The organism is Kushneria aurantia DSM 21353, from assembly GCF_000382245.1.
Lineage (GTDB): Bacteria > Pseudomonadota > Gammaproteobacteria > Pseudomonadales > Halomonadaceae > Kushneria > Kushneria aurantia.
The window spans coordinates 26,450-51,449 of sequence record NZ_KB907862.1; the positions used below are offsets into that span (position 1 = coordinate 26,450).

At 61.3% G+C, this 25,000-nt stretch carries 21 protein-coding genes; 4 read left to right on the top strand and 17 right to left on the bottom strand.

Annotation, left to right across the window (positions count from 1 at the left end):
* Position 1 precedes the first annotated feature (1 nt).
* The 4 genes from H146_RS0100150 to H146_RS0100165 all read right to left on the bottom strand — a co-directional run bounded on the left by H146_RS0100150 (position 2) and on the right by H146_RS0100165 (position 4,339).
* Entirely contained in the window at positions 2-835 is an 834-nt protein-coding gene (locus H146_RS0100150) for an ABC transporter permease (RefSeq protein WP_019949808.1), read from the bottom strand.
* Positions 832-1,809: an ABC transporter permease gene (locus H146_RS0100155; RefSeq protein ID WP_019949809.1), complete on the bottom strand. Its 978-nt coding sequence runs from the start codon at positions 1,807-1,809 to the stop codon at positions 832-834. The genes H146_RS0100150 and H146_RS0100155 overlap by 4 nt, the downstream gene beginning before the upstream one ends.
* A gap of 123 nt (positions 1,810-1,932) precedes the next feature.
* Entirely contained in the window at positions 1,933-3,531 is a 1,599-nt protein-coding gene (locus H146_RS0100160) for an ABC transporter substrate-binding protein (RefSeq protein ID WP_019949810.1), read from the bottom strand.
* Between the two features lie 40 nt (positions 3,532-3,571).
* Entirely contained in the window at positions 3,572-4,339 is a 768-nt protein-coding gene (locus H146_RS0100165; RefSeq protein WP_019949811.1) for a class II aldolase/adducin family protein, read from the bottom strand.
* 122 nt (positions 4,340-4,461) lie between these two features.
* Between H146_RS0100165 and H146_RS0100170 the strand changes: the two genes are divergently transcribed.
* Both H146_RS0100170 and H146_RS0100175 read left to right on the top strand, forming a co-directional pair.
* Positions 4,462-5,151 carry a GntR family transcriptional regulator gene (locus H146_RS0100170; protein WP_019949812.1) on the top strand — a complete coding sequence of 230 codons (690 nt, stop codon included), beginning with the start codon at positions 4,462-4,464 and terminating at the stop codon, positions 5,149-5,151.
* A gap of 145 nt (positions 5,152-5,296) precedes the next feature.
* Entirely contained in the window at positions 5,297-5,890 is a 594-nt protein-coding gene (locus H146_RS0100175) for an HAD family hydrolase (protein WP_033195305.1), read from the top strand.
* A 49-nt stretch (positions 5,891-5,939) separates the two neighbouring features.
* On the opposite strand, the gene araH is transcribed toward H146_RS0100175, so the two are convergent.
* From araH to xylB, 5 genes are all read right to left on the bottom strand, one after another.
* Entirely contained in the window at positions 5,940-6,938 is a 999-nt protein-coding gene (araH, locus tag H146_RS0100180; protein ID WP_019949814.1) for an L-arabinose ABC transporter permease AraH, read from the bottom strand.
* 66 nt (positions 6,939-7,004) lie between these two features.
* A complete protein-coding gene (araG, locus tag H146_RS0100185; protein ID WP_019949815.1) occupies positions 7,005-8,498 on the bottom strand; it encodes an L-arabinose ABC transporter ATP-binding protein AraG in 1,494 nt (497 codons plus the stop codon).
* A gap of 57 nt (positions 8,499-8,555) precedes the next feature.
* The gene (locus H146_RS0100190; protein WP_083920740.1) at positions 8,556-9,587 is read right to left on the bottom strand and encodes an arabinose ABC transporter substrate-binding protein; all 1,032 of its coding nucleotides are present in this window, start codon (positions 9,585-9,587) and stop codon (positions 8,556-8,558) included.
* Positions 9,588-9,916: 329 nt separating this feature from the next.
* On the bottom strand, positions 9,917-11,341 hold the full coding sequence (locus H146_RS0100195) for a sugar porter family MFS transporter (RefSeq protein ID WP_019949817.1): 1,425 nt from the start codon (positions 11,339-11,341) through the stop codon (positions 9,917-9,919).
* A 38-nt stretch (positions 11,342-11,379) separates the two neighbouring features.
* Complete coding sequence (xylB, locus tag H146_RS0100200; RefSeq protein WP_019949818.1) at positions 11,380-12,114, bottom strand: D-xylose 1-dehydrogenase; 735 nt, start codon at positions 12,112-12,114, stop codon at positions 11,380-11,382.
* 223 nt (positions 12,115-12,337) lie between these two features.
* Between xylB and H146_RS0100205 the strand changes: the two genes are divergently transcribed.
* A complete protein-coding gene (locus H146_RS0100205; protein WP_019949819.1) occupies positions 12,338-13,531 on the top strand; it encodes an ROK family transcriptional regulator in 1,194 nt (397 codons plus the stop codon).
* A gap of 67 nt (positions 13,532-13,598) precedes the next feature.
* On the opposite strand, the gene H146_RS0100210 is transcribed toward H146_RS0100205, so the two are convergent.
* The 8 genes from H146_RS0100210 to H146_RS0100245 all read right to left on the bottom strand — a co-directional run bounded on the left by H146_RS0100210 (position 13,599) and on the right by H146_RS0100245 (position 24,114).
* Positions 13,599-15,326 carry a M14 family zinc carboxypeptidase gene (locus tag H146_RS0100210; protein ID WP_019949820.1) on the bottom strand — a complete coding sequence of 576 codons (1,728 nt, stop codon included), beginning with the start codon at positions 15,324-15,326 and terminating at the stop codon, positions 13,599-13,601.
* Positions 15,323-16,171 (bottom strand): ABC transporter permease, encoded by an 849-nt coding sequence (locus H146_RS0100215; RefSeq protein ID WP_019949821.1) that lies wholly within the window; start codon positions 16,169-16,171, stop codon positions 15,323-15,325. Before H146_RS0100215 ends, H146_RS0100210 begins: the two co-directional genes overlap by 4 nt.
* A 2-nt stretch (positions 16,172-16,173) precedes the next feature.
* Entirely contained in the window at positions 16,174-17,082 is a 909-nt protein-coding gene (locus H146_RS0100220; protein ID WP_033195317.1) for an ABC transporter permease, read from the bottom strand.
* Positions 17,083-17,161: 79 nt separating this feature from the next.
* Positions 17,162-18,697: an ABC transporter substrate-binding protein gene (locus H146_RS0100225; RefSeq protein ID WP_019949823.1), complete on the bottom strand. Its 1,536-nt coding sequence runs from the start codon at positions 18,695-18,697 to the stop codon at positions 17,162-17,164.
* Between the two features lie 22 nt (positions 18,698-18,719).
* Positions 18,720-20,558, bottom strand: a complete 1,839-nt coding sequence (locus H146_RS0100230) for an ABC transporter ATP-binding protein (RefSeq protein WP_026351647.1) — start codon at positions 20,556-20,558, stop codon at positions 18,720-18,722.
* A gap of 351 nt (positions 20,559-20,909) precedes the next feature.
* Positions 20,910-21,965, bottom strand: a complete 1,056-nt coding sequence (locus H146_RS0100235; protein ID WP_019949825.1) for a cupin domain-containing protein — start codon at positions 21,963-21,965, stop codon at positions 20,910-20,912.
* Positions 21,965-22,978 carry a 4-hydroxythreonine-4-phosphate dehydrogenase PdxA gene (pdxA, locus tag H146_RS0100240; RefSeq protein WP_019949826.1) on the bottom strand — a complete coding sequence of 338 codons (1,014 nt, stop codon included), beginning with the start codon at positions 22,976-22,978 and terminating at the stop codon, positions 21,965-21,967. Before pdxA ends, H146_RS0100235 begins: the two co-directional genes overlap by 1 nt.
* Positions 22,975-24,114: a four-carbon acid sugar kinase family protein gene (locus H146_RS0100245; protein WP_211213267.1), complete on the bottom strand. Its 1,140-nt coding sequence runs from the start codon at positions 24,112-24,114 to the stop codon at positions 22,975-22,977. Before H146_RS0100245 ends, pdxA begins: the two co-directional genes overlap by 4 nt.
* A 2-nt stretch (positions 24,115-24,116) precedes the next feature.
* On the opposite strand from H146_RS0100245, the gene H146_RS18015 reads away from it, so the two are divergent.
* Positions 24,117-24,995, top strand: coding sequence for a LysR family transcriptional regulator (locus H146_RS18015; RefSeq protein ID WP_019949828.1), 879 nt, complete (start codon positions 24,117-24,119; stop codon positions 24,993-24,995).
* Positions 24,996-25,000: the final 5 nt, after the last annotated feature.

A 25,000-nucleotide genomic window follows, 5' to 3' on the forward strand; every position in this document is an offset into this window, starting at 1 on the left:
CTCAGCGCTGGCGTGCCAGTTGTGGGTTGAGCGCATCGTCCAGACCATCGCCTACCAGGTTGAGGGCCAGCACGGTGAGCAGAATCGCCACCCCGGGAATCACCGAAAGCCACCAGGCCTGACGCATCACGGTGCGCGCCGCGCCGATCATATAACCCCAGGACATCAGGTCGGGGTCGCCCAGCCCCATAAAGGAGAGCGCCGACTCCAGCAGGATGGCGGTGGCGATCATCAGCGAAGCGAGCACGATCACCGGCGACAGCGCATTGGGCAGAATCTGACGGACGATAATGGCAACATGCCCCTGACCCACCAGCCGCGCCGCCTCGACGTACTCCCGCTGCTTCAGCGACAGGAACTCGCCGCGTACCAGGCGCGCCACCGGCGGCCAGCTGACGATCGCGATCGCCAGTATGATGGTGGTGATACTGGGCTGCAGAATCGCCACCAGCACGATCGCCAGCGCGAAGTTGGGAATGGTCTGAAAGAACTCGGTGAAACGCATCAGGACATCGTCGACACGACCGCCGAAATAACCGGCCAGCGCTCCCAGCGGGACGCCGATAAGCATCGCCGCCAGTGTCGAGATCAGCCCCACCAGCAGCGATACCCAGGCGCCGTGAGCCAGCCCCGCGGCGACGTCGCGCCCCATGGCATCGGTACCCAGCGGAAAGCCCTCGACTTCGCCAGGAGCAAGAAAGGGGCGCTGCACCATACGCCACGGCGAATCGGGGTAGAGAAAGGGTGCCAGCAGCGCCAGTAGAATGAAAAAGGTCAGGATGAATACCCCCAGCAATGCGCCCCTGTTACGCGCAAAACGATGCCAAAAGCTCATGCAGCCCCCCTGATGCGCGGATCGGCGAGACGATAGATGACATCAGTGATCATGTTGAAAACGATCACCAGCAACGCCGAGAAGAAGAAAACCCCCAGCAGCAGGTTATAATCGCGCTGCATCAGGGCGTCATACATCAGGCGGCCAATGCCCGGCCAGGCAAACACGGTTTCGGTGAGTACCGCCCCGCCCACCATCTGCCCCGCCTGCAGCCCGGCGAGGGTGATGATCGGCAGCAGCGCGTTGCGTAGAATATGGCGGCGCTGAATCACGCCGGGCGCCACCCCCTTGGCGCGAGCGGTTCTGACGAAATCCTGCTGCGCCACGCTGAGCATCGAGGTACGTGTCATGCGGGTGTAGATCGCCATGAAAAACAGCCCCAGAGTGAGTGCCGGCAGAATCAGATGCAGCGCCACGTCGCCGACATGAGCCAGGCCGGTATAGTTCGCGCCCACTGTGCTGAAGCCGTAGGCCGGCAGCCACTCGAGCCATACCGAGAACAGCAGTACCGACATCATCGCCACCCAGTAGAGCGGCGTGGCGTAGAACAACAGCGCCAGCCCCATGATCAGGGAACCCGAGGGCTTTCCGGCTCGCATCGCCGCCAGTGCGCCGGCCAACACCCCCAGGCTCAGCGAGATAATGAAAGCGGCGCCGGTCAGCAAAAGAGTCGCCGGCAGGCGATCGAGAATCAGATCGAGCACCGGCATCTGCTGACGATAGGAATAGCCGAAGTCGAGTGTCAGCACACCGCTGATGTAATGCCATAGCTGCACTGGTAGCGGCTGGTCGAGACCGAAACGCTCGCGCAGATCGGCAATGAATTCTGCATCGGTGGATCCCGCCTCCCCGGCCATCACCAGTGCCGGATCACCGGGGGCGGCATGAATCAGAAAGAAGTTGAAAACAAGGATCGCCAGCAGCACGAGCACCGCCTTGCCGAGCCGACCCGCGATCAGGGACAGATACAGCATGATTGCTCCTCGCCGCGTCACGACGGCTCAACCGCAGGCGCTCGGCTGGCGAGCGCCGCGGCGTCCGGCGGGCCACGACTATCGAGCCACCCGCACCAGTGGAAGCGGGCAGCAGGTGGGTCGTTAATCGCCGCTTTCGATCCAGGCGTTCTTGAAGCCGTCGCTGATGCCGATCCCGGTGGTGATCAGGTTGTGCACGTCACAACCGTGAATCACCGGCTGCGGCATCTCCAGCAACCACGCCAGCGGCACCTCCTCATGCAGGATCTGCTGCACCTCGCTATACAACTGCTGACGCGCCTCGGGATCGGCCTCGACGGCGGCAGCGGCGAACAGTTCGTCGACGCGCTCATTGCGATAACCCTCGACGTTGTTCCACGGCGAGCCCCTGGCGATGTTGTCGGAGTTGTAGGTACGCGAGATGCCGATCGAAGGGTCGCTGTACTGATAGAGGTAGGTGAAGGCGATATCGTAGTCCCACTGGCTGATCGCCTGGTTCCAGCCCGCCACATCGGTGGCCTCGGTGGTGACGTTGATGCCTGCATCCTCGAGGTTCTGGCGCACCGCCTCGGACCAGCGCGCCCAGGTTTCCCCATAGGGCAGCGGCAGCAGCCGTATCTGCTCGCCGTTGTAACCCATCTCATCGAGCAGCGCACGCGCCTGCTCGGGATCGTGGGGATAGGCCTCGATCGAGTCGTCGTGCTCCGGTAGTTTGCTGCTGAAGGGGCCTGCCGGTATCCGGCCCAGCCCGTTCCACAGCACGTCGTTGGCAAACTGACGATCGAGGGCGTACATCACCGCCTTGCGAAAGCGCACATCCGACATCGGTCCTTCACGATTGTTGAGCCACAGCATGGCGAAGGGATTGAACATCTCGCTGCCCTGGTTGGTGATACAACTGCCGGGCAGGTCGGCGAGGCGCTCAAGATCGAAATTCTCCACCGAGCCGGCGGGCAGCACGTCGAGGGTGCCGTTCTCGTAGGCGGCGGCGCGGGAGGCAGCATCGGGAATTACATGCCAATAGAGGGTATCGAGATAGGGCAGCCCCTCCTGGTAGTAATCCTCGTTTTTACTCAGCACGATCACTGAGCCGCGATCCCAGCGTTCAAATTCGAAGGGGCCGGTGCCAATCGGATGAGCGTTGGCCGGGTTGTTGTGATAATCGGTACCTTCATAGATATGCTTCGGCACCATCGGCATCGACCCTACCTCGAAGGCCATGATAAAAGCCGGATAGGGCTGTTTGAGGTGGAACACCACGGTGTTGGCATCAGGTGTCTCGATGCGCTCGACGTGGGACATGGTCTCCCGCGCCTGGGGCTCGACTTCGGTCATGAACCCCACCGAAAAGACCACGTCCTCGGCACTGAAGGGCTCGCCGTCGTGCCACACCACGTTGTCGTACAGGTGGAAGGTGTAGGTGAGGCCGTCATCGCCGATCTCCCACGATTTCGCCAACTGCGGCATCGGCTCCAGATCGGTGCTGTAGCGCAACAGACTCTCGAAGATATTGCCCCCGATCAGCTGCACCGGATTATTCTGCACCAGCGGCAGCATCAGGCTGGGCGGCTCCGGCTGAATAGCGATATTGACCTCTCCGCCACTGTGCGGTTGCGCCCCGTCACCGTCCGACGACGCCGATGATCCAGAGGCGCCCGGAGAAAGCGACAAAAGCGTCAGCAGCAGACCGCCAAGGCCCAGGCTTGCGATTGGATTTTTCATGACCCTGTCCTTTTATTGAGATTGTGAAGGGTATTGATTTTCAGTTCACCGCAGCCGTCGGCAAGCGTCCGGCCAGCCGTCGCCAGGCCTCCCACTCACGGTCACGGCCGGCGACATCGTGCTCGCTATCCCAGCGCTCGTACTGCTGTGCGGTGTGTTCGCAAATCGGCTCCGACGGCAGACATGAGGTCGCGCCACTGGACTGCAGCGCCAGTTGCGCACGACAGGTGCGCTCCAGATTGAACATGCGCCGAAACGCCTCGCCGATGGTGCGCCCACAAACCAGCATGCCGTGGTTACGCAGCACCATGATCGAGTATTCGCCGAGATCCGCCACCAGACGTTCACGCTCGCCATGGTCGAGGGCGATGCCCTCGTAGTCGTGGTAGGCAACCCGGCCGTGGAACTGCAACGCCCACTGATTGAGCGGCAGGATGCCCTCCTGCTGGCAGGAGACCGCCACCCCGGCCACCGAATGGGTATGCAGCACGCAGGCCAGATCGGGGCGGGCGGCATGCACGGCGCTGTGAATGGTGAACCCCGCCTTGTTGATCCCCGTATCCAGCGGATCGTCGATGAGCTCGCCGTTCAGATCGACGGTCACCAGGTTATCTGCCGTGACCTCCTCGAAGCGGTAGCCGTAGGGATTGATCAAAAAGCGGTCGTGGCCCGTTCCGGCACGCGCCGAGATATGGGTGTAGATACTGTCGTCGAGGCCAAAATGAGCGATCAGACGATAGGCAGCTGCAAGATCGCGGCGCACCGACGTCGCTGTAGATCGATTTGCGGCATTGGGAGTTGCATCCATCGTCGCTCTCCTGTGCATTGTCATTGTGGGCAGATTCGCACCGCTCTTACGACGGGTAGAAAAGCAATCTAGCAGCTCGACCAAAAACTGTCGACAGTCGACACTGAAGGATGCAAAATTTTATGACCAAACCCCATCAGCCGTTTCACGCGCTCCAGCAACGCGACCTGGTGAACCAGATTGCCGACCAACTCACTGAGGCGTTACTCAAGGGAAGGTTTCAATCCGGCTCTCATCTGGCTGAAGCGCAGTTAGCCAGAGAATTCGGCGTCAGCAGGGCCCCGGTGCGAGAGGCCGCAAGGCTTCTGGAGAGCCGTGGCATGCTGGTATCTCAACCTCGGCGTGGCTTCTTCGTACGCACTTTCAGTGCCGAAGAGCTCAACGAAGTATACGATCTACGTTTATGTCTGGAGCGGCATGCTATCCAGTTGCTGGTCGGTAAATTAACCGCGGAAATGGAAGAAGATCTCAGAAAACAGCTGGATACGATCTATGTTGCGGCTGATCGAGGCACCGCCGTGCAGCAGATCGAAGAGGATGTCGTTTTTCATCGCATGCTTTGTGTTTTCGGCGGCAACTCTCGTTTGGTCAAAGTGTTTGATCAACTCTGCCATGAGATGCGCTTTTGCATCCTTCTTATCGGGCAACTCTATGACGACCCAATGCGCGTCGCCAGCACTCATCAGCCTATTATCGAAGCCCTGCGAACGCGAGAGCCAGCTGCCTGTGAAGCCGCTATCGACTACCATATAGGCGTCGCGCAACAGAAAGTTGTAGAGATGTTCAGGCACAGCAGCCAACAGCGCTGCTGATGTGATCATGAATCTCGAGGTCCGATGAAAAGCTCAGTTCTTGCAGGGATCCTGCCGAAATATGCCTCGCTTTATCTGAAGGCTGACGACCATTCATTATTGCCAGTTCATGTAAGCTTCACACCAGAAATCTGCATTTATCCGTATGCCAGGATTTAACCACCACCGCCACTGGGTGTTCGACATGGACGGCACCCTGACCGTCGGCATTCACGATTTCGCCGCCATTCGGCGCCATCTTGAAGTGCCGGAAGGCGTTGATATTCTCGATCATCTCGATGCCCTGCCAGCGCAGCAGCGCGAGGCCGGCCGAATCTGGCTTTTTGAGCATGAACGCGAGCTGGCGCTGCGCTCCACGGCAGCGAATGGCGCCGTCGAGCTGGTTCGCCGCCTCTGCGAACGCGGCGACCGGCTGGGTATTCTGACCCGCAACGACCGCGCACTGGCGTATATCACTCTGGAGGCGATTGGGCTGGCAGGCTGCTTCCAGCGCCACTGCGTGCTGGGCCGCGACGAGGCCACCCCCAAGCCCGACCCGGGCGGGCTCGAGTTTTTCATCGACCACTGGCAAGTGGACGCCGAGCAGCTGGTAATGGTGGGCGACAGCCGCATGGACATGGCCTGCGGCCGCGCTGCCGGTACGCGCACGCTACTGGTCAACGCCCCGGAAAACGACTTCGGCGAACTGACCGACTGGCAACTGCCCGACTGCCGGGCGCTGTTGGCGGGGCTGGAATGAGGCAGTATCGGCCCGTTGGTAGAGCGCCGGCACCCGCTCACCTTTGTTCTCAGGCACGGCTGCGCCGGCTCTGCTTCCAGCGGTCGAACATTACCGCCAGCAGCAGGATGGCGCCGCGCACCAGGTACTGATAGAAGGTGGGCACGTTGAGCAGTCCCATGGCGTTCTGTACACAGCCCATGATCAACACCCCCACCAGCACCCCGGTGATCGAGGCCACGCCGCCGGAGAGCGACACCCCGCCCAGTACGCAGGCGGAGATGACCGCCAGCTCCAGCCCCTGCGAGGTGTTGGGGTCGCCAAGCCCCATGCGCGAGGTCAGCAGCACGCCGGCGACACCCGCCACGATGCCCTGCAGGGCAAACACCGTGATGCGCAGCCGGCGCACGTTGACCCCGGCCAGACTCGCCGCCTCGGCGTTGCCACCGGTGGCCAGCACGTTGCGCCCGAAGGCGGTGAAGTTGAGCATCACACCGAAGATCACGAAGCACGCGATCATGGTCCAGACCGGCAGGGTCAGGCCCAGAAAGGAGAGAGTGCCGAGATCGAAAAAGCCCGGCACGGTGATCATCACCGCGTCGCCGCCGGAGGTGATATAGGCCAGCCCGCGCACGAATTCCATCGCCGCCAGGGTGGCGATCAGTGAGTTGACCCCGAAACGCGCCACCACGAAGCCGTTGAAGGCCCCTACCGCGCCACCGGCAGCCACCCCGACCAACACGCCGACCAGCACACTGCCGGAGGTCGAGGTGACGACCGCCGCCACGACGCCGGCGAAGGCGACAATCGAGGCCACCGACAGGTCCACCTCGCCGAGTGCCAGTACCATCATCATGGTGGTGGCGATGGTGCCGATCAGCGTTACCGACAGCAGCAGGCCGACAATATTGCGGCCGGTGAAAAAATCGGGCACCAGCACCGACAGACCGATAAACAGCAGAATGAAGACGGCGATCAGACCCGACGTATCGAGCAGCGCGCGTATCGGTTTGGGCAGCCCGCGCCGCCCTTCAGGCGACTGCAGCATCCCCGTTTTTTCCTGTGTCATTGTGGCTCTCCTCGAGCGTTACCCTCTGTGGGGTGAAGCCAAAGCGTTATGGTTACTGCGCCGGCATCAGGCCGGCAGCGCCAATCCCAGCAGCCGTTCGGGGGTCGCCTCGTCGCGCGGCACGATATCGACCAGTTCGCCGTCGCGCATTACGCCGATGCGGTCGCAGATCGCACTCACCTCGGCCAGGTCGCTGGAGATCACCACGACCCCCTTGCCGCGCTCGGCAAGGTCGTAAAGCAGCGCATAGATTTCACGGCGGGCGCCCACATCAATGCCACGGGTCGGCTCGTCCATCACGAACAGCTCGATCTTCTCCGCCAGCCAGCGGGACAGAATCACTTTTTGCTGGTTACCGCCGGAGAGCGTGCCGATACGGGTGCGCGGCCCCGGCGTGCGAATGCTCAGCTTGTCGATGTAGTGGCGCGCATTGGCACTTTCGCGCTTCGGGTCGCGCAGCCAGCCAAAGCGCTTGAAAAAGCGCCGACAGCTGATGTTGAGATTGTCGGCGACGCTGGCGACCGGAAAGATGCCCTGCGACTTGCGATCCTCCGGGCACATGGCAATGCCGGCGCGAATCGCCTGGCCGGGAGTGGCAAAACGGCACGCCCTGCCGTCGAAATGCAGCTGGCCTTCGCGCGGCGTTTCGACACCACACACCATGCGCATCAGTTCGCTGCGCCCGGCACCCACCAGGCCAAAAAGGCCCAGCACCTCGCCGCGACGCACCTCGAAGCTGACCGGCGCGCTGACGCCCGGTCCGTTAATGCCCTCCAGTCGCATCAGGACGTTGCCCTGCTCGCGCGTGCGATAGCCGTAGATATCCTCGATATCGCGCCCCACCATCTCGCTGACCAGCGTGTCGTGGGTGACATCCTCGAGGCTCTCATGGGTACTGATGTGCTTGCCGTCGCGGAACACCGTGACCGCGTCGCACATTTCGAAGACCTCTTCCATACGGTGCGTTACGTAGAGCACCACTCGCCCCTCATCGCGCAAGCGCGCGACAATGCGCTTGAGCTGGCGCGTCTCCTGCACCGACAGCGAACTGGTGGGTTCGTCGAAGGCGATAATGCGCGCGTTGCGCAACAGCGCGCGGCCAATCTCGATCATCTGCTGCTGGCCGATCGACAGCTCGCGCACTTTGGTGGCGGGATTGATACTGCCCTCGCCCAGGTCCTCCAGTACCGCCAACGCCTTCTCGCGCAGACGCCGGCGGTCGACGAAACCATGGCGTTCGGGCAGCTGCCCCAGCAGCAGGTTTTCCGCCACCGACAGGTTGGGCGACAAAGTCAGCTCCTGATAGATGATGGCGATCCCCCTGGCGAGCGCTTCACGGGCGTTGGCGAACACGCAGCGCTCGCCGTCGATATGCAGCGCCCCGGCGCTGACCCGGTTCACGCCGCTGAGCACCTTGAGCAGGGTCGACTTGCCGGCGCCGTTTTCACCCATCAGAGCGTGTACCCCGCCGGCGCGAGCACTGAAGCTGACGTTATCGAGGGCGCGCACGCCGGGAAACTCGACGGTCACACCCTCGACGACAAGATAGGGACTGGTCATGAAATGACTCCGCTGAACACCCAGCGGCCGAACCCCGACGGCTCGGCCGCAAATCGATTACAGGCCGAGGTCCTGACGCACCTGCTGCCAGTTGTCGCGAGTCATCAGGGTACCGCTGGTCTCGGTATTGGCCGGCGGCTTCTCGCCCTTGGTGATCCAGTTATAAAGGTTCTCGGCGGTCTGGCGACCGTGCATGGTGGAGCTCACCGCGATAGTGCCGTAGAAGCCGGTGGGCTGCTGACGAGAGAACTCGGCAAAGGCGGCGCCCGAGCCATTAATGCCCACCCCGATCACCTGGTCGGCGGAGAGGCCATACTGCTCGCTGGCCCGCACGCCGCCCAGCACGCTCTCCTCGTTGAGGGCGTAGATCACCCAGTGCTTGAAATTGCCATGCTTGGCAAACACCGGCGAGGCGGCGGCGAAGGCGCTGCTGGTATCGGTATTCTGCTGTGGCGCATCGAAGATATGATCGGGATCGAAACCGTTTTCGAGCAGTGCATCGGTGGCACCGTCAGTGCGCTCGCGGGCGGTCGGCAGCTCGTTGTTGGAGATGCGCAGCGCCGCCACGTCTTCCGGATTCCAGCCACGCGCCTGCATCTCGGCGGCAATCGCATCGCCCACCTGGCGGCCGATCTTGTAACCGGACATGCCCAGGTGCGGCACCTCGGTCATCGGCTTGCCATCAGCGCCGACAAACTGGTCGTCAACCGTCAGCACCTTCATGCCGTACTGTTTGGCACGATTGAGAATGGCCGGACCGAGACGCACGTCCGGCGGGCAGATAATGAAACCCTGAGCGCCCTGGGAGTGAAGGTTATCGATGGCACTGAGAACCTGCTGACCATCCTCGCCGGCCAGCCGTACCACGGTGAACCCCATCTGCTCGCCCATCTCGGTGGCAGCACGCTGCTCATTGATGAACCAGGCCTGCTCGGGCTTTTTGACGATAAAGCCCATCTTGACGTTCTGATCCGACGCCCAAACGCTGCCCAACGGCGCCAGCGTCAGAGCGGCAGCGGCCAGAGCGCCCAGTAACAGGACCCGGCGGCGACCGGACGGTGAATGGGGGTCTCGGCGAAATAATCTCATGGCGTACTCCTCGGCGAAGTTCAGCGCTTGTTCTGATAGTTCAGGCGTTGCGCGGCCGGGAACACCGCGAGCTCACGCATTACGCCGTACGTCAAAATACGGCCGAAGAGTTGCTTTCGAGTAATACCTTAAACCGTACATTTCGATATCGATTCCGATATATAAAAATCGCGAAGCCGCTCGGATACTCATTTTTTGCGGCGGCGCTGGCTGCCGCTGGCGCGACTAAAGTTACAGTAAAGGTTGCGCAAACTATCGTCGTAGACGACAAAAACCGCCCGCAGCGGCGCTGCGGGCGGTGCAGGGGGTTGCGCAAAAAGCGTGGCCGCTCAGTCCGACGACATCTCCTCGAGCTCTCGACCGCGGGTTTCCCTGACCATTTTCAGTACGAAGAACACCGACAGCAGCGCGAAGAAGGCATAGATGCCGTAGGCGCCGGCGAGACCGATACCGGCCAGCATGATCGGGAAGGTCATGGTGATGCCGAAGTTGGCCAGCCACTGGCACAGCCCGGCTACCGCCAGCCCCGAGCCACGCAGCTGGTTGGGGAACATCTCGCCCAGCATGACCCACATTACCGGCCCCCAGGAGGCGTTGAAGAACATCACATAGGCGTTGGCCGCCAGCAGCGCCACGACGCCCATGCCGTCGCCCAGCACCAGCGAGCCGTCGACCCGCCCGGCGGTGGAGAACGCCCAGGCGACGATCGCCAGGGTCACGGTCATGCCCACCGAGCCTACCCACAGAATCGGCTTGCGGCCCACCTTGTCGATGATCGCAATCGTCACCAGGCAGGCAGCGATACTGACCGCGCCGCTGATCACGTTGATCAACAGCGAGTCGCTTTCGTTGAAGCCCACCGACTGCCACAACACCGCGCCGTAGTAGAAGACCACGTTGATGCCGACCAGCTGCTGGAAGACCGCCAGGCCGATGCCGACCCAGACGATGCGATGCAGACGGCCGGTCTTCTGGCTGATCAGATCGGAGAGGCGCGGTTTCTCCTCCTGGTTGAGCGAGGCGCGAATCTCCTGCGCCTTCTGCTCTGCCTCGCGCTCGCCCATCAGGGTACGCAGCACGGAAAGTGCCTGCCTGCCGCGACTGCCGCTGATCAGATAGCGCGGGCTCTCGGGAATAAACAGCAGCGCAATGAAGAAGATGGTGGCCGGAATCAGCTCCATCCAGAACATCCAGCGCCAGGTTTCGAAGCCCCACCAGAACTCGGCGGTGGAGGCGCCCGCCACCCGGGCGAGGATGTAGTTGCTGACAAAGGCCATGAAGAGACCGCCGATGATGGCGATCTGCTGGATGGTCGCCAGCCGGCCGCGAATCGCCGACGGCGCCACTTCACTGATATAGGCCGGCGTCATCACGCTGGCAGCACCCACGGCAAGGCCGCCGATAATGCGGTAGATGACAAACTCAAACGAGCCGGTGGCCACTCCGGAGCCCCAGGCGCTGACGATGAAAAACAGCGCCGCAACGATCAGCAGCGCGCGCCGTCCGAAGCGGTCCGCCAGCCGACCGGCGAAGAAGGCGCCGGCGGCACAGCCCAGCAGCATCGAGGCGACGTTGAACCCGGTCCCCGCGCTGTCGGAATTAAAGGCGGACTGCAGACCGTCGACGGTGCCATTGATGACACCGCTGTCGAAACCGAACAGAAAGCCGCCGAGCGCGGCGACACAGCAGATCATCAGCACATAGAGTTGTCGTTTGTGGCTATCGTCGTCCGCACTGGAAGTTTGCGACTGCATATTGGTGCTCTCCGGAGCAGTGAATGGCGGCCACGCGGCTACAGCCAGCCGGCGTCGACCCAGTAGTTGTGAGCGGTACAGGCACCGGCGGCATCCGACGCCAGAAAGAGCACCATGGCGGCGACATGGTGGGGGTGAATGCGCACCTTGAGTTTCTGCTCGGCGACGATCTGCGCCTCGTCCTCCGGACCGTACCAGCGCGACTGGCGCGGCGTCTTGACGTTGCCGGGAATCACGCAGTTGACGCGAATGCCGTCCTCGCCCAGCTCGCTCGCCAGCGCCCGGGTGAGGCCCTCGATGGCCGCCTTGGCGGTCTCGTAGAGCACCATGCCGGGCTGGCCCAAATGCCAGCTGATCGAGCCCATGTTGACGATCGCGCCGCTGCCGCGCTGGCGCATGGCCGGGGCCACCGCACGCGCGGCCAGCGCCTGATGGCGCAGATTGACCGCCATGCGGTCGTCCCAGTATTCGGGGGTGACCTCCTCGAGGCGGTGGCGGTCGTCGTTGGCGGCGTTATTGACCAGCACATCCACCGCACCGATGTCGGCAAGCGTCGCCTCCAGCGCCTCGGCGTCGGTGAGATCGCAGTGGTGAAAGTGCACCTCCTCGCCCAGCTCGTCGGCGAGCGTCTGCGCCTCGTCGATGATATCGAGAAAGTGCACCCGGGCCCCCTGGGCGGCAAAGGCGCGCACGATGCCTTCACCAATGCCGGAGCCGCCACCGGTGATGACCACCCGGCGACCGGCGAGGTCGGGATAGACGGGAGCTGTCATTTTCTGTTCCATTGGCAGAATGGTTAGTCAGGACTCTTTACCATAGCAGTTTCACCCCGCACCACTACTGCTCGCCATTGGACATAGGTCGACCCCTCAGACCATGGTCGCAGCGCATCTTGCCCGACGCGGCACAACCTCCGATGATGAGACACCCACGACGCCGCGACGCGCTGCCAACGCCGCGGTCAACGCATCTACCCTGCTGCCCGGAAACATCCTCATGGCCGTGCTCCATCCACCGCGCTTCAGCGGCGATCTGGGTTCGCTCAAACAGCGCAATCGGCGTGCGCTCCTCGACCTTGTGCGGCATACGCCGGGCCTGACCCGTGCCGAGCTGGCACAGCGCTCGGGGCTGACCAAGATGACGGTGGGTAATGCCGTCCAGGCGCTGCTGGGCGGCGGCTGGCTGACCGAGGGCGAGCTGCACCGCAACGGCAGCGGCCGCCCCGGCCGGGCGCTGCATCCGGGTGAACAGCACCATCTGCTGCTGGGGGTGGAAGTCGGCGTCGACGAGCTGCGGCTGATGGCCTGCACGCTTACCGGGCGCCCACTGGCGCAGCGCTGTCTCGGCCATAACGGTGCCGCGCCGGGGGAGGCCGCACGCCTGCTGGCGCGGGAGCTGATCGCGCTGCGCGCCGCCTGTGGCACCGGAAGGCGGTTACTGGGCATGGGCGTGGCGCTACCCGGACCGGTCATGCCCGATGAGCCGCTGCTGGGGCTGGCACCCAACCTCGGCTGGCGCCGGGTGCGTTTTCTCGACCTGCTCGACGCCCACCTGCCCGACGACTTCGGTCTGCGCCTGATGGACAATGAGTCCTCACTGGCAGCCTTCGGCGAAGTCTGGTTCGCCCACCGCCGGGTGCCCTCGCTGCTCTATCTGAATGCCGACATCGGCATCGGTAGCGGGCTGGTGGAGAACAGCGGCGCAGCGCGCATTATCAGCGGCGTTCACGGCCTGGCCGGCGAGGTCGGCCACACCCTGCTCGCTCCGGATGGCGCCCTGTGCCGCTGCGGCAATCGCGGCTGCGCCGAAACCCTGGTGAGCGGCTGGATGCTGCGCGAGCGCTTTGGCCTGAGTGCCGACGACGATCTCGCCGCCGCCGTGGCGCGCCTGCCGACGCGCGAGACGGCCCCGGTGCTGGCGCGCGCCGGCCGGGCACTGGGCGTACTGCTGCACAATCTGCACCACAGCCTCAACCCCGCCGAGATTGTTATCGGCGGCGAACTGACCACCCTGGGAGAGACGCTGCTGTCGCCGGCACTCAAGGCCTTCGCGGAGAGCCAGCGCCGGCTGCTGCCCGATGCGCCGCTGGTCGTCCCCGAGGTGCTGAGTGACAGCCGCTTCATGGCCGCCCGGGGCGCTGCCGCGCGGGTGCTGGATGTAACGCTTGCACAGCAGAGCGAGCCGGTGTGAGTCGAGGCCTTCAGGCGTGGAAGAGTGGCTGGCCAGTGATGTCGAGGATTAAACGGCTCATGGGCAATTATTTCATAGCGCCGTTGACGGACAAATCCAGCGTCTGAAGCGCCTCATAGGCAGCAAGCACCGTCGCTTCCTGCGCTGCAACGCCGGCGCGGAAAGCGTTTCCGTAGATCGTTTCATCCGGGTATTCGGTAATCAGCGTCATCGCAACCCGATGGCGGTCATCCTCGCAGAGCCAGCACGGAAATCCATTAATCATTTCAAAACCAATGGCCCCGGCATGAATATCAAAGACAGCGATCTGCGCCTCATTGAAAGCGTGCAGGCCGGGCACTCGACCAAGCCTCAGGGTCACAGCTTCCAATAGCGCACGGCCAGCAGCAGCCCAACCCGGCGCGTAACGCAGCATGAGAAAGAAGCCCTTCGGAATGGTCCACATCTCGAAGCCACGGGGGATATAACCCGACAATGGGCGGGTCCATTCATGCGCCGGGTAGCCATGCAGGTTGAGATGCAATAAAGCATCGGGCGCCAGTCGCTCGGCCTCCAGCCGGATCATCTTTTCGTGCAGGGCAACCCCCTCACGATATTCCAGATCATCTCCCAGGGCGGTATAGCGCGCGGCATGATGCATATGGCGAGGATTGTCGACGATCAACCGCTGATGCAGGGCATAACCATCAGGGTTCTCCAGTGGGCAGAGAGTGAAATGCGCGCCCTGGTTTTGCGCAAGCTGTTGTGCTGCCCGTAGTGTGCCTGCGGGAGAAGAGGTTTCGTTCGCATGTTGTCCGGCAGAAATGATCATCGGCCGATCGGTTCCGGCGACGTAACCTCCTTCCAGCCTGCGTCCGGCCACTGAAAATGCCTCAAAACGGACACCTCCGAGCGTCGCCAGCTCCTCATCGATCTGGCGCCGGGAAAGCGGGCACTCAAGCATACAAGACGGCTGCATGTAATCGGAAAAGGAGCTGCCATCATAGGGTCGGGTTTCGACCTTTACAGTATAAGCATCGCCATAGCATATCTCCGGAACAATCTGACCGGGCTGCAGATGACGATCGCCGCGCGGGCGACCGGAACGCTGCTGGAAAACCTCCAGGCAAGAGAAATAAAACTCCTCGTGTAGCGCCTCGCGCAGCGACATTACTTCGTCACCATATGCCAGTGGCTCGTCTGCCGTGGGTAGCGTAACAGCGATATTGAGCTCTTCGAAAAAGGGCTCGCTGTCGCCCCAATCGGCATCACGGATAGCCGTCATCGCGTCGAAAAAGATTGTCTCGTAAGCCGTTGACAGCGGGTATGCGTTTCCACCAGTAATGAGCCAGCCACAGGGTGAAAGCGCGCGCTCGCCGGCAAAATCCTCATGCAGTCGATTGGGGGCAAGCACATAGCGGGTGCGGCACTCGCCATTTTTATAGCTCAGCACCAGCTTGTAGCCGGGTATTTCATCGCTCGGCAAACCGGGAGCGAAAGTGAAGTCAACCTGCGGATAAAGCGCTGCCAGAGGATAGCTCTCCAGCAGGAAACGAGCCTCGGTTGCGGCAGGATGCCGGGGGTAGATGACAGAAGCTGAAACGAGCCCGTCAGTCTCGATATCTTCCAGAAAGGCGGAAACCAAAGGTTTATAGGCCGAGCGGCAGCGTGCCACGATACCCTTTTCGGCAAATTCGGTCTCGGCTCGAGCGCGAGTGGCACCGTCATCGAAGGTCCAGGTCTCTATCCTGTCGCCCTCCGCCTGGTCGAATAGCGCATCGAATGTGCCAGGATATGTCTTCTCGATCAGAATCAACGGCTGGTTCTTCCGGTCGGGTCGAGCGTATCGCGCAGCCAATCGCCCAGCAGGTTGAGCCCCAGTACCGTGAGCAGGATGGCAAGCCCCGGGAAGACCGAGATCCACCAGGCGGTCTGCAGGTAGGTACGCCCCTCGGCCAGCATCCCACCCCAGGAAGGAATGGTAGGGTCGACACCGAGGCCTAGGAAGGTAAGAGAACTTTCCAATAGAATGTTATTGGCCACGTTGAGCGTCATCAGCACAATCACCGGGCCCAGAAGATTGGGCAGAAAATGGTGAAGAATAAGGGCCATGTCTTTCACTCCGATGGCACGCGCAGACAGGATAAATTCCCGCTCGCGCAGCGTCAGCACAGAACCACGCACCAGACGGGCATATTGTACCCACTGACTGATGATTAACAGAATAATGGTATTGGTGAGTGACCCGCCCAGGATGGCGACAAAGGTGATGGCAAGCAGGATAAACGGCAGTGCCAGCTGGATGTCGGCAAAGCGCATCACGATGACGTCCCAGACGCCACGGTAGTAGCCCGAAATAAGCCCCATGACGACACCGATGACAACGGAACCCATAACCGACAGAAATCCCACCTTCAGTGAAACCCAGCCGCCTGCGGCCACTCGACTGAGCACATCGCGCCCCAGGGCGTCGGTCCCGAACAGGTGGGCCACATCCTGAAACGGTGGTAATAGCCGCGCACCGAGGTCGATAGCGCCGGGCGGGGTAAACAGCCATTGAGAGAACAGCACACAGAAGACGATCACACCCAGAAGCACCGCCCCCAGGATAAATTCAAGCGACTTGAGATTGCGCAGATGCAGGGAGATTGTCGCGGCCATGTTCACTTCGTCCGGATACGGGGATCAACCAGCCCGTAGGCGATGTCGACCAGCAGATTGATGGCAACGATCATCAGTGACAGGATCATTATAACCGCCTGCAGTACGGGATAGTCGCGCGCCGCAACGGCATCGAAGGCCAGCGTTCCCATACCGGGCCAGTTGAACACTCGTTCTATTACCACGATGCCGCCCAGAAGCGTACCGAACTGGAGCCCAAAATAGGTGATCAGCGGAATGGCGCAATTGCGTAGCGCATGCTTATAGAGCACCTTGCGCTCACTCAGTCCCTTGGCACGGGCGACCATGATGTACTGGGCATTAAGGGTCTCGAGCATCGTGGTTCTTACCAGCCTCACATTGGTCGCGGTCAGAATGATGCCCATCGTCAACGCCGGCATGATAAAGCTCTGCATGCCATTCATGCCGGAAGGCGGCAACCACTTCAGGGTGATCGAGAACAGCAACACCAGCATTGTCGCCAGCCAGAAATTGGGAAAGCTCAACCCTACCAGCGAACAGATGCGAATCAGTTGATCGCTCCATCTGCCACGCGAAACGGCCGCACGGATGCCCAGCGGAATCGAGATCGCGATTGACACGAAGAGTGAAGCAAAAGCCAGCGCCAGTGTCGCCGGCAACGCCTTGTTGATCAGCAGCGTAACCGAAGTGCCGCCAACGAAGCTGTTGCCAAACTGCCAGGTCAGCAGACCCGCCAGTGACTGCAGGTATTGCACAATGAAGGGCTGATTGAGCCCAAGTCCCTCACGAATGCGCTCGAGATCTGCCTCGGTGATGTTGGTGGCGCCCTGAGCGATCATCAGGGCCGGATCGCCGGTCAGGCGGATCGCCACTGCAACGACAAGACTCACCGCGATGACGACGAAAATCGCCTGAATCACCCGTTTCATAATAAATGCGATCACGTTTCATCTCCCTGTCCCGGGCCTGGCCCGCACCGATCGGGTAGGCGGGCCAGGCGGCGCGGTTTTACTGCACCGAAACCCGGTTCAGGCGAAGTCGGCTGTCAGGAGCAGGGACAAATCCCTCAACCCGATTGTTGATGCCGTAGATAGCGTTGAGACTATAGAGCGGCATCTCCAGTGCCCGATCGGCAGCGTAATGCGCGATCTGCTGAAGAAGCTGCTCGCGCCTGTTACGGTCCGTCAGCGAACGCTGCTGCTCCAGCAGTTCGTCCATTTTCGGGTCACTGTCATAGGGATTCCACTTCTGACCGCTGTGGTACATCGCGTAGGCGGTATTGTCGAAGTCAAAGGTCCAGCCGCCCCAGCTCTGCTGGAACATCTCGCCGGTCTTGCCCTGCGGGATGACATCATTGAGCAGGGTATTGGTCTCTACCGGCTTGATGGTCGCTATCACGCCGACCTGGCCCAGATAGGCCGCGACCGCCTGAGTGACCTCGGCAAAGGTCGCGTCGTTGCCACGGATGTCGATCTCGACCCTGGCGCCGGGCTCGACACCGGCCTCCTGCAGCAGTTGCCTGGCCTGATCGGGATCGTAGGGCAGCGGTTCCATATTCGGATCGAAACCGAAGCTGCGTTCGCCCTGGAAGGAAGCAATCACCTGTGCCTGGCCGCCGAGGATCTGGTCGACAATAGACTGGCGGTCCACCGCCATGATCAGAGCACGACGGACCTTTTCGCTGCGGGTGATGCCGCTTTTGGTGTTGAAACGCAGCGCATAAACGGTCGGACCGGGAGTCGTCACGATGCTGAGGTTGGGATCATCCTCTATCGTCGGAATCATCGAGATCGGAATGGTCGGCGGGATGACCAGATCGACGCCGCCCGACTGTAGTTCAGCCACCGCGGTCGAGGGCTCGGAGATGAAGCGGTAGTCGAGGTTCGATAATGTCGGCCCATCGCCCCAGAAATCGTCGTAGGCCTTCAGGCTGATACCCACCTTCGGCTCGTAGGAGACGAATTCAAACGGCCCGGTGCCGACAGGATGAGTATTGAAATACTCCTCTCCGTGCTCCTTGATATATACCGGCGGCACGATCATGGCGCCGTAGCCGGCGAGCTTGGTCAGCAGCACCGGATCGGGCTTGTTGAGGTGAAAATCCACCGTCCTGTCATCGATCACCTCGACACTGTCGATCGAGGTGTAGTTCGACTGCTGTGGTCCCCTGGCTCCCTCTTCACCCAGAAGGCGGTCGAAGGTAAATTTTACGGCGGTGGCATTGAACGGCTCACCGTTATGGAAAGTCACACCCTCACGCAGATGGAAGCGGATACGGGTGCCATCATCCAGCGTCTCCCATTCCGTGGCCAGCCCGGGTACCAGCTCCATATCAGGTCCACGATAGGTCAGGCCATCATAGATATTGGTCGCCACCGAAGCCCAGTTCACCAGGAAGGTATCGACCGGGTCCCAGGAGCCGGGGTCCTGCGGTGAAGAGACCGTGAGCGTGCCCTCGGCCATGACCGGGTTGGAGAGCGCACTGGTGACGAGCAACAGACCGGCGGCCGCCGTGACTGCCCTGAGGCGGGGGGAAAAACGCATGCTGGATAACTCCCAGGGTGGATTATTTGTTTTCCCGGGCGACGCAATGTCCGGGTGCAATGTCATGTCGTGGCAGAATCACGGGAGGCTGCTCGACAGGACGAATGGCGGACGGTACTTCGCCATTCAGCGAACTGCGGTCGCGACGTATGGTCGGGTCAGCTACCGGTACAGCCGATATCAGACGTTGGGTGTAGCTGTGCGCCGTGCGCTCGAAAACATCGCCACGTGAGCCAGATTCGATGATCTGGCCGAGATAGAGCACCGCGACACGATGACTCATCTTCTCGACGACGGCCATGTCATGGCTGATAAAGAGGTAGGCCAGCCCCTCTTCCCGCTGCAAATCCATGAACAGATTGATCACCTGCGCCTGCACGGAAACATCCAGTGCCGATAGCGCTTCGTCGGCGATAATAAGTCGCGGTCTCGAGGCAAGCGCACGGGCGATGCAGATCCGCTGGCGCTGCCCACCGGAAAATTCGTGCGGATAGCGCCCGGCCATATCGGCATCGAGTCCCACACGCTCAAGCAACTCACCCACGCGGGCTTTAATAGCACGACTGCCTTCCATGAGTCCGTGAGTGTGGATCGGCTCGGCGATCGACTCCTCAATGGTTCGGCGCGGATCAAGCGAGGCAAAGGGGTCCTGGAAGATGTACTGCACCTCGCGGCGCAGTCGTTGACGCTCGGCCAGCTTCATCTGCGACATCGGCCTGCCATCGAACCAGACTTCACCCGCCGCCGGCTCCTGCAACTGCTGGATGGTCCGACCAATGGTGGACTTGCCCGAACCACTCTCGCCCACCAGCGCCAGGGTTTCACCGGGATAGATCTCGAAACTTACCCTGGAGACGGCAAAGTTGCGATGCGTCACCCGGCCCCAGAAGGTTTTCCGGACATCGAACTGGACCGAGAGATCCTCGACCTTCAAAAGCGGCGCCGCGCTATAGTCGGCGGTATCCTGCAGCCGCTCCTCACCTTCACTTACCAGTTCGCCGTCACGCAGCATGGTTAACGGCGTGCGAAGGGGGTAGGCGTGACTGTTCATTTCGCCCAGCCGGGGGACAGCGCCCAGCAACATGCGGGTGTAGGGGTGCCGTGGCCGGGCAAAGACCTCTTCGACCGTGCCCTGCTCGACCTTGCTGCCCTCCCACATCACCACCACGTCATCGGCCATTTCGGCCACCACCCCCATGTCGTGAGTGATGAAGATCATCGCCATTCCCAGTTCGGCCTGCAGATCTTTCATGATATCGAGAATCTGCGCCTGCACGGTTACGTCCAGCGCGGTGGTGGGCTCGTCGGCGATCAGCAGTCTGGGACGACAGGCCAGCGACATGGCGATCATTACCCGCTGACGCATGCCACCCGACAGCTGGTGCGGATAGCGTCCCAGCAGGCCTCCTGCATCAGGCAGGCGCACGAGACTCAGCAGCCGCTCGGCCTCGCCCAGCGCTGCGGCACGGCTACGGCTTTCATGCAGAATCAATACTTCGGCCAGTTGGTCACCGATGGTGTAGACCGGATTGAGCGATGTCATCGGCTCCTGGAAGATCATCGCGATCTCCTTGCCACGAATCGACCGCATCGCTTTCCGGGAGCAGGTCAGAAGATCGCGCGGGGCGACGCCTTCGGGGGCAAAATTGATACGACCGGTCGGGTAATGTGCGCCGATCATGTCCGCCAACCGCATCACCGACAGCGAGGTTATCGACTTGCCTGAACCGCTTTCACCCACCACTGCCATCGTCCGACCGGCGTGAACATCGAAACTCAGATTCCTGACCACGTCGGTACTGCCAAAACGGACCGAGAGATTGTCAACACAAAGCAGCGGTGTCCGCTCGGATGTGATCATACTGTTTTCAGGCACGGGCAAAGCGGCAACGAGCGCAGAAAGCGAAGGCCGCAGCGCGGAGTTTCCGGTGTGAGAATGAGAGTCACGCTCTCATCGATCTGTAGCGCATTCATTGTCTTCATTGTTGAAATAAAAGAACAAATCAGCGGCGAAATGTCAATAATCCATAGTAACTGACTGTGTCGCCTCGTGTTGCCTGAACCGTGGCAACTCGATTGATAACAAGGGCGGCAAACCGGCCCGAGTGCGAAGCGTCCCCGAAAAAGGCCGCGAGGCGTCGGGCAGGAGCTGGATGCAACGCTTGCACAGGAGAGCGAGCCGGTGTGAGTCAAGGCCTTCAGGCACCGATCCTTAAATGTGGCCCAGTTCGGAGACCGTCCTTTCATCCCTGGCCGTACCCGTGTTCAGCGTTGCAGCGGGCTCCAACAGTACGACTTCGCAGGTATCGTCGAGGGCGACAGGGCAATGCTCGACGCCATGCGGCACGATGATGAATTCGCCTGGCTCGATGATCTCGTCTCGGTCCCGGAACTTCATCAGCAGACGGCCTTTATGCACGAAAAAGAGCTCGTCCTCGCGTTCATGGAAATGCCAGACGAACTCGCCTTCGAATTTGGCCAGTTTGATCTGCATGTCGTTGATCTGTCCCGCGATCTTCGGCGACCAGGCATCGGCGAAGCCGCCGAAGGCCGTATCGAGGTTCTTCTTGTGGAAGGGCGAGATATGATTGTTCAGACGGGCAACGTCCTGGATGATCGCCGCGAGTTGACTCGGTACATCCCTGGCTCGGGTCGGGTATTTTCCATCGAGCGCGGCGGTACCTATGGTAAAGCCCGCACCACCAGCGGTTTTGACCGTGGCAATCTGCTCGGACGTATCGATGGAGCCGGCCATATAGACGGGCTTCGACACCGCGGCGCAGACAGCCTTCATCAGTTCAGGCACGTTTTCTTTCGAGCGATAGGCGAGCAGATCGAGGCCATGCACGCCATCCCTTGCCGTCAGTGCCTTTGCGCTCGCGACGATTTCGTCGATACTGCCTTCCAGCACACTTGGATGGCCGGTGATCCGTCCGGGGAACGGACAATACTGGATCGAAGCGCCCTTCAATATCGGCAGGACATCATCGATGCGGGTTCCGCCGAGCAGGACGTCTACGCCGATCTCGATGGCCGCCTTTGCCGATGCCATCTCGCTCTCTCGATCGAGCGAGACGACTTCCAGATAGGAGGTCGCGTCCGCCCCCTTGATCGTCTCATTGAGTGCTTTCAAGGCCTCGATCGGCAAACCGATATCCTTGAAGCCGATGTGGCGAACGCCGACACTCAGTGCGGTTCCGAGATGCGTGGCTGCATCCTCGACGGTGCGGTCGTTCCGAGTGAGCATGAAAATGAAGCGAAGTCCCATCAGATAGTCCCTTCCAGTTCGTTGTACCCGATCCGAGCGGCGACGAGCCGCCGGGCATAGGCGAGTGCGGTTTCCAGGCTGGCGGGATCGGCGATCCCCTTTCCGGCAATGTCAAAGGCCGTGCCGTGATCCGGGCTGGTGCGTACGAACGGCAAGCCGAGCGTGATATTCACACCCTTCTCGAGGCCAGGATATTTCACCGGGATGAGCCCCTGATCGTGATATTGGGCGACGACGACGTCGAAACGACCCTTGCGGGCCTGCATGTAGACGGTATCGCCGGGCCAGGGGCCGCTGGCATCGATGCCAGAGGCACGTGCAGCCTCGATGGCCGGCCGGATGATCTTGATTTCCTCATCGCCGAAGAGGCCACCTTCACCCGCATGCGGATTGAGTCCCGCCACGGCGACGCGAGGTGCCGGAATGCCGAGTGCCCGGCCGCCCTCATGCGCGAGGCGGATCGCCGACATTTGCGCATCGTAGTCGGCTTCTTCGATTGCCTTGCGCAAAGAGGTATGGATCGTGACAAGAACCGTGCAGATATCGTCATTTACCAGCATCATGGCGACACGCTCCGCGCCACCGTAATCGGCCAGAATCTCGGTGTGACCGGGGTAGCGAATACCGGCACTGCCCATGGCTTCCTTGTTGATCGGTGCCGTGACAATGCCACTGACCTGGCCGGATTTCGCGGCCGCTATCGCCGCCACGATGGCATCGAAGGACGCTTGTCCGGAGATGGTATTGACCGTGCCGACCGGTGGCAGTTCGGAGATACGTGTCGCGTCGATCACCTCGATGCAACCCGGCTCGAACCGAGCCTCGACTGGACTGGCAATGGTGCGCACTTCCAGATCGAGATCGAACAGCAAAATAGCCTCGGACATCACCAACGCACTGCCGAAGATGACGGTCTGGCCGCTATCCTTCGCGAGAGTCTTGACCACGATCTCCGGACCGATACCAGAAGCGTCGCCCATGGTGATGGCGAGGGGTGAAGACATGTTGGTCATGAGAGAACCTGTTTTGACAAAAGAGGATCATGGCGCAAGCGCGAGATTGCGCGGCGCAGCGTATCTTCATCGCCGAAACCGCCGGCTTTCATCGCGATCAGAAGCGTGCGTCCATCGGCAAGAACGGTTCGTCCAAGAGGGAACCCAGGCTCGAGTTCGTCGAACAGCAGGAAGGTTCGGACATTCAGTCGGTCGAGGATTGCTTCCATCGTATCCCCGCCGGTTGCCACCAACAGATCCACTGCACCCGATTGGATTCGTGACGCGGCGGCTTGAGCGGTTCGTGTCAGCACATCCTGTGCGTTGCTGGCACGATCGCATGGGGCGCGCAGGAGCGTCACGCCAGCGGTCTCTTCGACCCGGTCAGCCTGCAGATGGCTGATTGGGTTCGCCGAGCCGATGGCGACGAGAACCGTGCTGCAGGAGGCAGACACCATGCCCGCTTGGGTGACGCCTGTGGCAAGCGTTCGGGCAAGTGCCTGAGCCATGCCTGGCGAACCGACCCACAAAATGCTTTCCGGCTCCGTGAGGGCTGCGATCTGTTGATCGAGATCCTCCTGCGTCATTGCATCAAGCATGACGACATCGCTGATCGACAAGGGAACGAGATCCGCAAGTAACGAGGTCCGCGCCGGGTGAACGGGATCGCGGCCGTAGACGCTCTCCGACACGCCCACGCCATTCACATATTGCACACCGCCGACTGTCGTTCGGCCTGCGGCCGGAAATGCGGGAGCGAAAACCAGCCGCTTGCGGCCGCTCGCGTGAAAGGCTGCCTCCAGTTCCACGGAGAGATGACCGCGCAATGTCGAGTCGACCGTCTTATAAAGGATGTGGTGAGACGACAGCTGTGCGGCAAGATCACCAGTTCGTCGTGCGGCCTGTTCAGCGCTCATCGACCTCGAACCGCTGTCGACCGAAATCACGGCCGCCTTATGGCCCGGAAGTTCGGCCCGGCCTATCCACGCGGTCAGACCACGCATCACAAAGGGTGACGCCCCATCCGCAGCACTTGTCAGGTCGTCGGCCAGAATGCCGACGCTATGATTTCCATGGGTTTTCATACGCCAATTATGAACTCGCCCCATGAAACAAAAAGCGATAGTTTCTTGTGTAAATTGGTGATATATTTTCACCAATGAAACGCTCCGATATTCCCTCCCTGGACGATCTGCGTGCCTTCGAAGCCACGGCGCGGCTAGGTTCCGTTCGTCTCGCGGCCGACAGCCTGGCGTTGACCCATGGCGCGGTCAGCCGGCGCATCACGAAGCTTTCCGAGGATCTCGATTTCGGCTTGTTCGAGAGGAGCGGGCGTAGCCTTCGTCTCACACCGGCAGGCGAGACGCTCAATCTGACGGTCGGTCGCTTTTTCAACGAACTGGAGTCGACGGTCCAAAGCCTGCGTGCTGCGAATAGACGACAGGATGCGCTGGTTCTGTCCTGCGAACCTTCTGTGGCGATGCGCTGGCTGATCCCGCGTCTCGGCAATTTCCAGGCCGGCAATCCGGATATCGCGCTGCATCTGTCGGTGGGAGGTGGTCCTATTGCCTTCAAGAAGGACCGTGTGGATCTCGCCATCCGCCGTCTTGACTTCGCCTTGCCCGAGAGTTGGCATGTTCAGCGGCTCTTTGCCGAGCGCGTCGGCCCTGTCATGAGCCCTCAACTCGTCGGTGCCTTTGATGCTGAAGACTATATTGGTCTCGGATCGAAAACGCGCCCGGACGCATGGTCACTCTGGCTCGCCAGGAATTCGCATGCCAAACGACCGTCGGAGGTTCGCTATCACGACCATCATTTTCTGATGGTCGAGGCGGCCCTGGCTGGTCTCGGCGTTGCCCTGAGCCCTCTTGCACTGGCAATCGATGATATCGAGAGAGGTCGGTTGATCGCGCCTTCGGGATTTTCCGTGGACGGGAGTCATTACGGTATTATCTGGTCAAGCGAGAGCGAGCTGCAGCCGAATGCGTTGCGACTCGCCGACTGGCTGCAGCAGGAGTGTGTCCGATCCTTTCAGTGAGCAGA

What these genes read in the sequence shown, in the direction of transcription:
- H146_RS0100190 (WP_083920740.1), bottom strand. Translation starts at nt 9,587, where the DNA reads ATGAGATTATTTCGCCGAGACCCCCATTCACCGTCCGGTCGCCGCCGG.
- H146_RS0100155 (WP_019949809.1), bottom strand. Translation starts at nt 1,809, where the DNA reads ATGCTGTATCTGTCCCTGATCGCGGGTCGGCTCGGCAAGGCGGTGCTC.
- H146_RS0100205 (WP_019949819.1), top strand. Translation starts at nt 12,338, where the DNA reads ATGGCCGTGCTCCATCCACCGCGCTTCAGCGGCGATCTGGGTTCGCTC.
- H146_RS0100230 (WP_026351647.1), bottom strand. Translation starts at nt 20,558, where the DNA reads ATGATCACATCCGAGCGGACACCGCTGCTTTGTGTTGACAATCTCTCG.
- H146_RS0100175 (WP_033195305.1), top strand. Translation starts at nt 5,297, where the DNA reads ATGCCAGGATTTAACCACCACCGCCACTGGGTGTTCGACATGGACGGC.
- H146_RS0100235 (WP_019949825.1), bottom strand. Translation starts at nt 21,965, where the DNA reads ATGGGACTTCGCTTCATTTTCATGCTCACTCGGAACGACCGCACCGTC.
- H146_RS0100195 (WP_019949817.1), bottom strand. Translation starts at nt 11,341, where the DNA reads ATGCAGTCGCAAACTTCCAGTGCGGACGACGATAGCCACAAACGACAA.
- pdxA (WP_019949826.1), bottom strand. Translation starts at nt 22,978, where the DNA reads ATGACCAACATGTCTTCACCCCTCGCCATCACCATGGGCGACGCTTCT.
- araG (WP_019949815.1), bottom strand. Translation starts at nt 8,498, where the DNA reads ATGACCAGTCCCTATCTTGTCGTCGAGGGTGTGACCGTCGAGTTTCCC.
- H146_RS0100220 (WP_033195317.1), bottom strand. Translation starts at nt 17,082, where the DNA reads ATGAAACGGGTGATTCAGGCGATTTTCGTCGTCATCGCGGTGAGTCTT.
- H146_RS0100170 (WP_019949812.1), top strand. Translation starts at nt 4,462, where the DNA reads ATGACCAAACCCCATCAGCCGTTTCACGCGCTCCAGCAACGCGACCTG.
- H146_RS0100165 (WP_019949811.1), bottom strand. Translation starts at nt 4,339, where the DNA reads ATGGATGCAACTCCCAATGCCGCAAATCGATCTACAGCGACGTCGGTG.
- H146_RS0100150 (WP_019949808.1), bottom strand. Translation starts at nt 835, where the DNA reads ATGAGCTTTTGGCATCGTTTTGCGCGTAACAGGGGCGCATTGCTGGGG.
- H146_RS0100160 (WP_019949810.1), bottom strand. Translation starts at nt 3,531, where the DNA reads ATGAAAAATCCAATCGCAAGCCTGGGCCTTGGCGGTCTGCTGCTGACG.
- xylB (WP_019949818.1), bottom strand. Translation starts at nt 12,114, where the DNA reads ATGACAGCTCCCGTCTATCCCGACCTCGCCGGTCGCCGGGTGGTCATC.
- H146_RS18015 (WP_019949828.1), top strand. Translation starts at nt 24,117, where the DNA reads ATGAAACGCTCCGATATTCCCTCCCTGGACGATCTGCGTGCCTTCGAA.
- H146_RS0100215 (WP_019949821.1), bottom strand. Translation starts at nt 16,171, where the DNA reads ATGGCCGCGACAATCTCCCTGCATCTGCGCAATCTCAAGTCGCTTGAA.
- H146_RS0100225 (WP_019949823.1), bottom strand. Translation starts at nt 18,697, where the DNA reads ATGCGTTTTTCCCCCCGCCTCAGGGCAGTCACGGCGGCCGCCGGTCTG.
- araH (WP_019949814.1), bottom strand. Translation starts at nt 6,938, where the DNA reads ATGACACAGGAAAAAACGGGGATGCTGCAGTCGCCTGAAGGGCGGCGC.